At 40.9% G+C, this 12,009-nt stretch carries 11 protein-coding genes and 3 pseudogenes; 2 read left to right on the forward strand and 12 right to left on the reverse strand.

Translation table 11 applies throughout. The features are described from left to right. Window positions 1-57 precede the first annotated feature (57 nt). From P4S61_RS01280 to P4S61_RS01335, 12 genes and pseudogenes are all read right to left on the reverse strand, one after another. A pseudogene (locus P4S61_RS01280) lies at window positions 58-431 on the reverse strand (PH domain-containing protein). Further along, window positions 431-1,345, reverse strand: a complete 915-nt coding sequence (locus P4S61_RS01285) for an ABC transporter ATP-binding protein (protein WP_145242312.1) — start codon at window positions 1,343-1,345, stop codon at window positions 431-433. The pseudogene P4S61_RS01280 and the gene P4S61_RS01285 overlap by 1 nt, the downstream one beginning before the upstream one ends. Continuing rightward, a complete protein-coding gene (locus P4S61_RS01290; RefSeq protein ID WP_145242314.1) occupies window positions 1,342-2,160 on the reverse strand; it encodes an ABC transporter permease subunit in 819 nt (272 codons plus the stop codon). Before P4S61_RS01290 ends, P4S61_RS01285 begins: the two co-directional genes overlap by 4 nt. 121 nt (window positions 2,161-2,281) lie before the next feature. Beyond that, window positions 2,282-3,447: pseudogene (locus tag P4S61_RS01295) on the reverse strand (cystathionine beta-lyase). Between the two features lie 61 nt (window positions 3,448-3,508). Beyond that, a complete protein-coding gene (gene nudC / locus P4S61_RS01300; protein ID WP_337117645.1) occupies window positions 3,509-4,432 on the reverse strand; it encodes an NAD(+) diphosphatase in 924 nt (307 codons plus the stop codon). Window positions 4,433-4,564: 132 nt separating this feature from the next. After that, complete coding sequence (gene nagB / locus P4S61_RS01305) at window positions 4,565-5,359, reverse strand: glucosamine-6-phosphate deaminase (RefSeq protein WP_182740045.1); 795 nt, start codon at window positions 5,357-5,359, stop codon at window positions 4,565-4,567. A gap of 216 nt (window positions 5,360-5,575) precedes the next feature. Next, a pseudogene (gene nagX / locus P4S61_RS01310) lies at window positions 5,576-6,649 on the reverse strand (transmembrane glucosamine N-acetyltransferase NagX). Window positions 6,650-6,776: 127 nt separating this feature from the next. Then, on the reverse strand, window positions 6,777-7,895 hold the full coding sequence (gene nagA / locus P4S61_RS01315) for an N-acetylglucosamine-6-phosphate deacetylase (RefSeq protein ID WP_145242321.1): 1,119 nt from the start codon (window positions 7,893-7,895) through the stop codon (window positions 6,777-6,779). Next, window positions 7,895-8,809, reverse strand: coding sequence for an N-acetylglucosamine kinase (gene nagK / locus P4S61_RS01320; RefSeq protein WP_337117647.1), 915 nt, complete (start codon window positions 8,807-8,809; stop codon window positions 7,895-7,897). The genes nagA and nagK overlap by 1 nt, the downstream gene beginning before the upstream one ends. 377 nt (window positions 8,810-9,186) lie before the next feature. Continuing rightward, the gene (locus P4S61_RS01325) at window positions 9,187-9,399 is read right to left on the reverse strand and encodes a helix-turn-helix transcriptional regulator (RefSeq protein WP_149982957.1); all 213 of its coding nucleotides are present in this window, start codon (window positions 9,397-9,399) and stop codon (window positions 9,187-9,189) included. A gap of 1 nt (window position 9,400) precedes the next feature. After that, the gene (locus tag P4S61_RS01330) at window positions 9,401-9,829 is read right to left on the reverse strand and encodes a hypothetical protein (RefSeq protein WP_182732233.1); all 429 of its coding nucleotides are present in this window, start codon (window positions 9,827-9,829) and stop codon (window positions 9,401-9,403) included. A gap of 118 nt (window positions 9,830-9,947) precedes the next feature. Then, the gene (locus P4S61_RS01335; RefSeq protein ID WP_179959226.1) at window positions 9,948-10,454 is read right to left on the reverse strand and encodes a LabA-like NYN domain-containing protein; all 507 of its coding nucleotides are present in this window, start codon (window positions 10,452-10,454) and stop codon (window positions 9,948-9,950) included. Window positions 10,455-10,608: 154 nt separating this feature from the next. Here P4S61_RS01335 and P4S61_RS01340 point away from each other — a divergent pair, with 154 nt between their 5' ends. Continuing rightward, entirely contained in the window at window positions 10,609-11,238 is a 630-nt protein-coding gene (locus tag P4S61_RS01340) for a hypothetical protein (protein WP_145242329.1), read from the forward strand. Then, window positions 11,235-11,981 carry a DUF3307 domain-containing protein gene (locus P4S61_RS01345; RefSeq protein ID WP_149982955.1) on the forward strand — a complete coding sequence of 249 codons (747 nt, stop codon included), beginning with the start codon at window positions 11,235-11,237 and terminating at the stop codon, window positions 11,979-11,981. Before P4S61_RS01340 ends, P4S61_RS01345 begins: the two co-directional genes overlap by 4 nt. Window positions 11,982-12,009 lie beyond the last annotated feature (28 nt).

Consider the following 12,009-nt stretch of genomic DNA (forward strand, 5'->3'; position numbering starts at 1 on the left):
AAAAAAAGGTAGCGAATAGGAATGTTAATCGCTACCGTTTTAAAAGCTCAATTATGATCAAAGCGCGTACTGGCTGATTATCCGGTACACATCATTGATATTATCACCCGATTTAAAGTCTTTGCTGATCGGTGTTGGATCAGAGCCAACCCAAATTTTTAATTCAGCATCTAAATCAAAATGACCTGCACTTTCTTTACTAAACTTAGTAATTTTTGAATAAGCAATACTGATCATCTCTATTTTTGAGCCAGTGACCCCTGCTTATCCAACAAAATTAAACGTTTGTTAGTAAAAATAAACATGTCACGTACCACTTTATAGGCCTTTTCAACTTGTTCACCTTCAATCAGTGTATTTGCCAATACTTTTTCTAAATCATTGTCATCAATTTCACTGGCATTACCCATTAAACCACTTAATAAACCCATTATATTTGCTCCTGTTTAAATATTTGATTTTCTAATGTATGGCCGTTTACCAATTGGCGATACCGCCAACCTTGCTGATAACAATGTTGCAGTATGGTGATATCAAATGGTGTCGCCGTTTTTTGGTACTCGATAACATATTCTTTAGCTTGGCTCATATACACTTTAGACACTTCTGCTAAAGCTTGTATTTTCTCTTCAACATCCGGGTAATGCTCGCTCAATAACAATGTAATAAATCCAGACTCTAGTTCGCTATTATCACTGTGCGTTGGATGCTCTGTGAGCTTACCTTTATCAAGGTGCAGTACATGTGAACATAAGCGTTCTAGTTCAGTTAAATCATGCGAACTTAAAATAAAGGTAGCCTCACTGCTAAGATTCGCAACCACTTCGCGTACTTCGCGAGCATGAATAGGATCAAGCCCAGCGGTTGCTTCATCCAGCATGACTATTTGTGGTTTCCCGATCAGCGCTTGACCTATGGTGACACGTTTACGCATTCCATGTGATAAATCATCAGAACGCTGTTTAGCAACGTCAGCTAGTCCGACTAACTCAAGTACGCGGATCGCTTCTGCTTGGCTTTGCTTATTTGACAGCCCTTGTAGCTGGCCATAAAACGCCAGTTGGTGAGCGATACTAAAGCGCGGATCAAGTTGAGCATCTTGCGGTAACGCACTGAGTTTACCAAACAATTCACTACTGCCTGGATTATGTCCAATAATATTGAGCGTGCCTTTTGTTGGTAAAATATAACCGCATAACAAACTAAACAAGGTGGTTTTGCCTGCACCATTTGGCCCAACCAGTGCTACTGGCGCGCCTTGCTGGATCTCAAAACTTACCTGATCAAGGGCCAATTTATTACCATACTGCTTAGTTAAACCTGTTGCGTGTATTAGTGTGCTCATAGAGAACTCCTTGCAAAAATACGCTGAGCAATCGCTAGCATCACGGTAGTTTGTATTAACGGAATGCCAATGCTATTAAATATTCCTGCGTTTTGTCCTGCCATTTGATCAAGTTGTACGCCAGGGAAAACATAATCAAGCATTGCCAAAACGGGTATTTGCCAGCTTAAAATACTGACCACAATATTTCCGCCAGCAAAAAATAATACGGCAAGCACTACAGTTAAACGCGCTGAGCGTGCAAAAGTATTTAACAACGTCATTAGTGCTATAAAGGGCAAAACAGCAATTAATAAATAACAGAACAAAATAAAGCTGCGACTTATGCCGCTGACTAATAATGCTGGATCTCTAAATACCATAACCGCAACTGAAGCTACCAAGGTAACAAGTAGTAATGCTGCTAAAATAAATACCTGTCCTAAAAAGCGGCCAAATAACATTTCATTACGGGTAGCTCTAAGAGATAAAAAGCGTAGTGTTCCTCGTTGTTTATCACCAACAAGTTGGTCGCTACATAAAAACAAGCAAAAGCTGGGAAAGCTATACAATGCAATTAACCAATACATAGCTAATTCAGCTTCAGGCCAATCGAGTAATTTACTCAGCCCAATAGCGCCAAACACTTGTTGTGCTAAATCGGCTATTTGGGGCGAACTAATTAAGCTGACAGCTTGACCTATCGGATAACGTAAAATCAATAACCAACAAATCGAAAATGCGGCAACAGCAAGTAAGCCGCGCTTGGTCAAAAATAATCTCACTAGTTCAAACTGGGCAATCTTTAATAATCGCTGAGGGTGGAGTTGCGTCACAGATATTCCTTATTAATCTATATACAGCTTACACTAAGGGCAAACGTGTTGAATTACTAGCAAAAAAACCCGTATTAATACGAGCTTTGTAACAAATAATGTAGTCTTATTGATCCGCAGGCTACAAATTCTGTTGGTATATGTCGAGTGCTTGGCTTAAATCAGCAATCAAATCGTCCACATCTTCAAGGCCTATATGTAAGCGGATCACTGGTCCTTGCGTCCAACCAGTTGCTGAGCGTAAACCTTTCATAGTTAAGTTGGCAGTCACTAAACTTCGAAGCCGCCCCACGAGAAGCCCATTTTAAAATGCTCTAAACTATCTAAAAAAGCATCAATCGCGCTTTGGTTACCTTGTTTCATAACAAAAGAAAACAAGCCATTACTACCATCAAAATCACGCTTAAAAAACTCATGACCCGGACACGTTGCAAATGCCGGGTGACGAATATGGTCAACCAACGGATGTTGCTCTAACCAAGTAGCGACTTCGATCGCGGCTTTTTCATGCTGATTTAAACGTACCGCCATAGTGCGCAGGCCTCTTAACGCTAAATAAGCGTCATCAGCCGACGTACATTGACCAAGTAAATATGAATTTTCTCGAAGTGTCGGCCAGTATTTTTTATTGGCCACTGCCACCCCCATCATCACGTCCGAATGACCCACAATGTATTTAGTTGCCGCTTGAATACTAATATCCACCCCGTGTTCAAGTGGGCGATAATGCAAGCCATTACCATAGGTGTTATCAAGCATGGTCATTACCCCATGCTCATTGGCAACTGCAACCATGGCTGGTACATCTTGAATTTCCATGGTGATAGAACCTGGCGACTCTAAAAACAGCACTTTGGTGTTGTCTTTGATCAGCGCTTTAATATCTGCCCCAATTGTTGGTGGATAATAAGTCGTCTCAACGCCAAAGCCAGCTAAAATTTTATCGCAAAAATCACGCGTTGGTTCATAGGCATTATCTACCATTAAGATATGATCGCCCGCTTTCAAAAAAGCCAATAGTGTGCTGCTAATGGCCGCTGCACCACATGGATAAAGCGCACATCCCTCACCACCTTCAAGCTCAGTGATCGCTTCTTGTAATGCAAAATGTGTAGTAGTACCACGACGACCATAAAAAAGTGTTTTATCGCCACGTTTTTTTGCCGCTTCTTTAAGCTCTGCCACTGAATCAAAAACAACTGTCGATGCACGTTGCACTACGGGGTTAACCACCCCATGAGTATATGCTTTTTTACGTCCGGTACTTACTAACAGCGTATTTTTTATTGCTTTTTTTCGTCATCATTAATCCTTAAAATATTTCGTTAGAACATACTCTGCACTATGCTTAATCTTGCAAATTACACCAATAGTCGATTAAATAGCGCGAAATAGAATCAGCTCTTGGTAGCTTTAAATGCTCCCCCTTTTCGTGCCAATTGCCAAATTGAGCGAGCTCTTCACGGCTAAACCACTGCGCATCGTCTAGTTCGTCCTTATCAACCTGGATATTTTCTGTAACAGCTTCAGCGGTAAAGCCCAGCATAATCGATGATGGAAATGGCCACGGCTGCGAGGCAATATACTTAACATTTTCAACCACAATGCCCGCTTCTTCCATCACTTCACGCGCCACCGCTTGCTCTAAGCTTTCGCCCGGATCAACAAAACCAGCTAAAGACGAATACATACCTGGTGCCCATATTGCTTGGCGACCAAGTAAACAGCGTTCAACACCATCAGCAAATGTACGAGTAACCACCATGATCACGGCCGGATCAGTTCGCGGAAACGTTTGGTGTTTACACCCATCATTACTACATAAACGTGAATGACCAGCTTCAACAAGCTCGTTTTCGCTGCCACAACGTCCACAAAAACGATGAGTTGCATGCCAGTAACACAAACCTCGTGCCAGTGCAGCCATTGAGCCTTGCGCGATTTCCACTTGCACCCCAAAGCGGCGAATATCAACAAACTCAGCGTCACCTATCAGCTGACTTAAGACGGCTTCGTCTAGCTTGCTTACATCAAGTGCGAAATGACTGGTTTGCTGCTCATCTAAACCTAAAAAAATCGCTTCGTTTAATGCTAAGTGACCCACATCACTAAAGCTTAAAAAAGTCACAGCAATATTATTTATATCAAATAAAGTGTGATTGTTATTCACCAATAACCAACGGCTTTGCTCATTTATTTGTGCTGCCACCCATTGTTGCTCTTTACGTAGGTTTGATGCACGGTTTAAAGGCATCTGGCTGTAATTAAGCATGCTTATCCTTTTTACTATTTAGATGGCTAAAACTACCATAACACTTACTTAAACCCAATTATTACTCACTGACAAATAGGCAAAAAAAAGCCCTTACGGACTTTTTTAAACACACAATAAATTCTGTCGTAATTACAATGTAGCTAAATGAGCCTGTAATTTTTGATTTTCAGCTTCAATATGCTGATAAAATTCTAAATCGGCTAATTTACTTGCCGCCGCTTGATCAATTACAATCACTGCATCTTGATGAAGCTGTAGTGCCGACGCTGGACATGCAGCCATCAGTGGCCCTTCAATCATAGCGCGTACCGCATCCGCTTTATTTTCACCCGTTGCAAGTAATACGACTTTTTTCGCCTCTAAAATCGTACCAATTCCCATCGTAATTGATAACTGTGGCTGATATTCATCAGCAGCAAAAAAACGGGCATTATCATCTACCGTTGCTTTTGTGAGTGTTTTTACGCGAGTACGTGAACGCAGACCTGATGAAGGCTCATTAAAGCCGATGTGACCATTACGTCCGATGCCTAATAACTGTACATCAACACCGCCTGCTGCAACTATTTTGTCTTCGTATTCTTTGCATGCTGTAATTGGGTTTAGGGCATCCCCTGGCGGTACAAAGGTATTATCTTTGTTTATATCAATATGGCTAAACAATTGCTCATTCATAAAGTGGCGGTAACTTTGTGGATGATCGCCCGTTAAACCTAAGTATTCATCTAAATTAAACGTTGTTGCTTGTGAAAATGAAATCTCACCCGCTTTATTTTTAGCGATTAATTCTTGATATAACGCAACTGGCGTAGAGCCCGTTGCTAAACCGAGCACTGACGTTGGTTTTTTTTGTAATTGTGTTGCGAAAATATTTGCGCCATATGCTGCTACGGCTGCTGCATCATTTAAAATTACTATTTGCATATTAATTTGCTCAGTTATTAAATTAGTTGATGAAAAAATGGGATCTAAGTCCCAACCCCATGTGCAATCGGATTGGGCCTTAGATCAAACCAAACAGGGATACACTATTTGGTCAATACCATTATGACAACGCTGTCATTATTACCATTCAATTTTAGTTTGTAAAGTAAAAGTGAATAAAAATTTACCTTTTTTACTGTGCTGTACATTAGCCAGCTAAACACTGACAAATATTTTGCGCTTATACATCCAATGTAATAAAAGCATTTGGACCAGCAAAAGCGCAACCACGCCAATCAGTGGCTGCCAATCGGTAGCTGCTGCTGCAATAAAGCCACCAAACACGCTATGGCTTATAAACTCCCAATTCACTAAGCTTGATGCCAAATAAATAATGATTGAGTTAGCACCAATAATCACAAACGGATAAGCTAATTTTTGGCCATTGAGAATATCAACCACTGCATAAAACACAGCCAGTAATATTGCGCTCCACCCGACTGTGACTAAAACAAATGAACTGGTCCATAATTCTTTATTAACTGGAAACTGTAAATCCCAAAGCCAACCTAAGCAAACACTCACAACACCTGCAACAAATAATATGCCTGCTGTTTGCCACTCGCCAACCTTACTTGCTCTGGCGATTAGTTGTCCTGCAAATACCCCAAACATGGCATTCACAATAGCTGGTAGACTCGATAACACGCCCTCGGGGTCGACGGCTCTATTTTGATAACTAATACCGGGTAAAAAATGCGAATCAAACCATGCATTCCAACTCCCCTATGCACTTAAATCACCAGCGTTACCACCTGGTACAGGAATAAAACACATCAAGATCCAATACCCTAGCAGGAGAGCGATTGCTGTAAAGAGCTGTGTGCGAATACTGGTATGCCACACTAGCATTGCACAGAAAAACCATGCAATCGCTATTCGACCAAGTACACTCGCATAGCGTATTTCATCGAAGGCAAGCGGAATACCTGTGCCCCAACCATGGTTATACATCACCCCTAACCCGCACAATAGCAATAACCGCTTTAATGCTTTAGCATAAAAAACTTTTCGCTCTTGCCATGGCAGGTGATCGATGCGTTTTGGTGCTAAGCCCATCGCCACACCTGATAAAAAGATAAATAACGGAAAAATCAAATCGTAAAATGTAAATCCATGCCATGCACTGTGTAGCGTATGCGCTTCAAATACCTGCCAACCAGTCCAACCGGTTAAAACAAATAAAGCGGCAAAAATAGATTGCCCACCTAAAATCCAAAACATATCCATGCCACGTAAAGCATCAAGAGATGCTAAGCGCTTTTACTCGGCTTTGTGTCTGTATGTGCTGTTGTCATTATTTTTACTCTTAAATAAAAAGCCCCGCGATACAACTGCGGGGTTTTTACAGGAAACGTTACACTGCATTACCTGCAATATAAGTGGCTTTTACAAACTGATGTTCATCGAGCACCACAAAGTCTGCATCAAAGCCATCAAGTAAACGTCCCTTTTTCTTGAGGTTTAAATATTCTGCTGGATACAGTGCAGCCATGCGTAAACTTTCACTGAGGCTTACATCCAATGTATTAATGGTATTACGCACTGCACTGGCCATGTCTAATACACTGCCTGCTAATTCGCCCGTACTTGAGTTTAATCTATCCCCAGTACGAATTACTTTGCGCCCGTCAAAAAAATCAAATTCCATATCATCGGTACCCACTGGTGGCATTGCGTCAGTGACTAACATAATTTTGCCGCGCTGTTTGGTGCGAATAGCTAATTGTGCAGACAATGGATGTACATGATGCCCATCAACAATTAAGCCACACCAGCTGTTATCATGCCAAAGCGCAGCGCCAACCACGCCTGGTTCACGCGATGTAAACGGCGACATCGCGTTATATAAATGTGTAAACCCATCGGCGCCAGCATTGAGTGCCGCCATTGTCGTTGTATAGTCAGCATTAGTGTGACCTAGTGATACTTTTACACCACACGCCACTAAGCGCTCAATATCAGCAATGCTGACATTTTCTGGCGCTAAGGTAACCATTTTGATACCTAAATCTTGACGCGCATAAATGGCAAATTCTTGTTCGCTAATTGGGCGAATAAACTGCTCACTGTGTGTGCCTTTTTTTGGAAAAGACAAATGCGGACCTTCAAAGTGAATACCTAATACACCCGCGACCCCTTCGCATATTGCTTTTGCTGTTGCATCAGCAGCTGCTTGCATGGTTTCAACTTTATCGGTGATAAGTGTTGGCATCAGTGCCGTTGTACCAAATTGACCATGCGCTTTTGCGATACGATCTAAGCATTGTGTGCTTTGCTCAGCATTAAAAAATGCCCCGCCACCGCCATTAACTTGTACATCGATAAAGCCTGGCGCAACTAAACCATCTAGCTCAATAACACTGCCTGTGGTGGAAGTTTCAAGATGAAAAACGCCATTTTCAACGCTGAATAATGCATTATCTAGAAATTTTTCAGCCGTGAATAAACGTGTCGCGCGATAGAAGGTTTTCATTACAGTGCTACCTTTTGGTTTTGCTCTAATACTGATTGCTGTGCAAAATAAATTGCGCCCATTTCAGGCGGTTGCTTTGGTACTTCAACGAGTTTTGCAATTGCTGGGTCAAGCCATTGATTTAAAGGCTCTGCAAGACCACCGATCATAGATAAACGCGGAGGATTGTTCTCTAATAAACGATGCGCTAACTGACTCACGTATTGCGCTCCGTCTTTTACAATGGCTAAAGCGATTTGATCGCCTTGGTGTGCTGCATCAAATACATAGCGAGCAAGTTTTGCATAGCTACTTGACGGTTGTCCGGCCATTTGCTCTGCAATGCCCATTGCTGTGGTGACATTAAAATGCTCTTTAACCACTGGCGTCATTATCGTGTGAGGACCTAAACCATCTAGCTCCATTAACACCGCTTTAATTGCCTCTAAGCCCATCCATGCGCCACTGCCTTTATCGCCAAGTGCAAAACCATGACCGCCGTAATTCACCGACTGCCCTTTTACATATGAAAAACCACATGAACCAGTACCCGTGATTATCACAGCACCATCACCGCCTTCATGAGCCCCGATACACGCCGTATGTAAGTCAGTAGTTAAAAACATTTGTTTAAATGGGTGCTCCCACTCTGTTATTTTTTCATATAAGTTCGGTAAATTAACACCCGCCAATCCTAAACCGGCATACACTTGATGAATAGACTCTAATGGCAAACCTGCATCGCGCATCGCCAATTGTGTAGATACCATTATTGACTCTAATGTGCGCTCCAACCCATGTAATGGATTCGCAGGGCCACCTAAACCTGTTCCTAATACCCCGTTTTGCACAGAGTATATAGTTGCACGGCACTTAGTTCCGCCACCGTCGATACCAATATACAATTGGTCCTCATTCGCACTCTTAGCCATCATTTAACGACCTCTAACCTTCGTTTTATATTTGTATTAATCGCATGTTTTTTTATTATCTTAATGCGATTCACCCTCAACCCATGTTGAATTAATGTTACACAACAAATGACAGCGTTGTCATTAAGTTTTTTATAAAAAATCTCACATATCCCACATTTATCTCTAATTAACTGAATTAAATAAATAATTAATATCAATTAAATTAGTGTCGACTATCTTTTAACGTAATAATAAGGTTTAAAAATGACATTATTACCTAAAAAAACAACAAAAATGGTGATTTATAACACTATTTTCATAACTTAAATAGCCAAAAAACATAAATAAAAATGCAGAATATGCATCCAGTTTACCAAAAATAATAATTTAGTAAAGATTCACTGTCGATATTGGAATATTTTTTCTAGTGGTAGATTAAAAACAATCGCGATCTTAAAAGCGACCTCCAGCGACGGTGAATATCTTGCCGCTTCAATTGCGGCAATTGTTTGACGCGTCACCCCAACGACTTCAGCTAATTGCTGCTGCGTCATTTCATTATGCTGAAACCGTAATGCACGGATCGTGTTAGTAATCGCTAACTTTGCCATTCTAACCTCTATATAATAGCCAAGCTTCGGCCCCAGCGCCGATTATCTCGCTCACCAACGCTGCGATTACTAACTGGTGAACCGGACTAATTGCAAACCCAAAATGTGGGTCAATCAGCATTGCAAACACCGCGTTCACAACGCCTAATTGTAAAATAAGTAGTGCAACACTTTTTGCTTTTAAGGCAATAGCCTGTTCGCGTTCATCTTTCGCTTGATTCGCATATTTAGTATTAAATATCGCTAAGATAATGTGCATCACAATAAGCATTACAACGGTTTGTATCGTAAGTGATATCAACAAGCCACTTGCTAATAACGGATCCATCTGAGCTTCTGGCGTCATTGATAATACTGACTGCAAGTAATTAAACAACACAACCATCGTTATGCACATCTCAAGTAACCGCGATTTTTGTGTATAACTCATATCACCCCCTTATAATAATAAATTTGATGTTAAGTATACTTAACATTAATGACTATAAGATGGGCTCACATCATGTCAAATATTTTTAACATGATGTTATGTTTTTAATACATTAGTTTCAAAGTAACAGGGAATCATCAATGCAAAAAAACTGTGCCGCACTTTGTTTTAATGCATCAGCCGTCAGTCTATCAGCGCCATAGACGTCACACGGTACATTATAATGATGCTGTAAATGACCCAGTAATAAGGCAAAATCCCCGTCGCCGGAGAGTAAAATAACTTTGTCGAGGTTTTTACCTTGTTCTAGCATGTCGATGGTGATGCCGACGTCCCAATCGCCTTTTGCGCTGCCATCTTTACGCTGAATAAATGGTTTTAGCTTTACCTCAAAACCAATCGCACGAAGAATATTTTGAAATTGAGATTGCTTTTCGTCCCCGCGATAAATTGCATATGCAATCGCGCAGTCTATATCATAGTCATCACTGATTTTTGCCCAAAAGGCATTGTAATCAAAGTTTTTTCGGTAGCTCTCTCGACAGGTGTAATAAATATTTTGGACATCGACAAAAATCCCCACTCTCGGCTTTTTCGCCGTTGTACTATGTATTTCTTGGCTCATGCGTTATCCCTTTTAAATTAATCACGCTACTGTAGCATACCCTGATTAATTTCAAGCCCTTGCATTTAGCTTTCAAGTAACCTAAATTAGTTACATTGAAGCATGTAACCAAAATTGGTTACTTTTCTTTATGTAACTTAAATCAAGGACATTTATGATTGCGGTGATCAGCGGTGATGTGATCAAATCACAACATATTCCAAAGCACGACTACGATGCGATGCTCTACCAGCTCGACCAAAGTTTGCGAGCAATTACTCAACGCCATCTAGGACAAAGTATTATTTATCGAGGCGATGCTTTTCAGGTGCAAATAAATCAACCACCCCAAGTATGCCGTGTCGCAGTGCTGCTTTACTTACATCTTAAAGCCACCGGCTATGAAATTCGCCAAAGCCTTGCCATTGGTGAAATAGATAATGCTAGAGCCGATATTAAAACAGCAACAGGCTCTGCATTTACATTATCGGGGCGCGGTCTTGACGAAATCCATAACCAACGCTTTACTCTTAGCAGTATTGATGAACTCAAAAATGATGGCTTAACCCTTAATCTAGCTTTTATTGACGTGCTCCTGAGCAAAATGACACACAAACAAGCGAATGCCTTATATGTCTATTTAACCGCAGAAAACAATCAACATAGTGAACTTGCTAAACAATTAAAAACCAGTCGTGAGAATGTGACCAAGTTACTTAATCTTGCACATTATCAGTTGATCGAGCGTTTTTTAGACTATGCAGAGCAGGCCATTGCTAATGCCGTGATAGGAGTAAAAAAATGAGTTTTATGTTGTTATTAGTTGCATTATTTATCGGTCATATTTTAGCTGATTTTTATTGGCAGCCAATGAGTTGGGTTAATAACCGTAATACACGTCACTTTCGTGCTAAAAAACTGTACTTGCATGTGCTAGTGCACGGTCTAACTACGGCAGCAATTGTCAGCTGGTGGGAGTTTAGTTTTGGCTGGCAAGAGCTCTCGCGTATCGGTATTGCCACAGCTATTGTTATCGTGACCCACTACTTAATTGATTTAGCAAAATCATATTCAAACAAAGGAGTTGTGCCATTTATCATTGATCAACTTGCTCATCTTGTCGTGATACTACTACTGACTGTGTGGTTGAGCGACAACAGTGAATTTATTACCAGTATTTGGCAATGGCTGATAACCCCCACTACATTATGGGTGCTATGTGGCTATTTACTGGTATTGAGTCCCAGTGCTGTGTTCATTCGTATGATGTTAGAGCGTCTCACTACCGGGTTTAGCTCCACAGGAAGTTTACCAGCAGCGGGGCAAAGTATTGGCATGCTTGAGCGAGTATTAATGCTTACATTTATTTTGCTAGATCAGTTGGCTGGCGTTGGCTTTTTATTAGCAGCAAAATCGGTATTTCGCTTTGGCGACTTACGTGCCAGTAAAGATAAAAAACTCACCGAATATGTTATGCTCGGTACACTTTTAAGTGTCACCGTCACCTTATTTATTGGCTTAGCAGTTAATTATCTTAAAGCATTATAGAAATAAAAAGCATAAAAAAACGCGCCAG

It is taken from the genome of Pseudoalteromonas sp. B160 (assembly GCF_037162485.1).
In the GTDB taxonomy this organism is placed as follows: Bacteria; Pseudomonadota; Gammaproteobacteria; order Enterobacterales; family Alteromonadaceae; genus Pseudoalteromonas; species Pseudoalteromonas rhizosphaerae.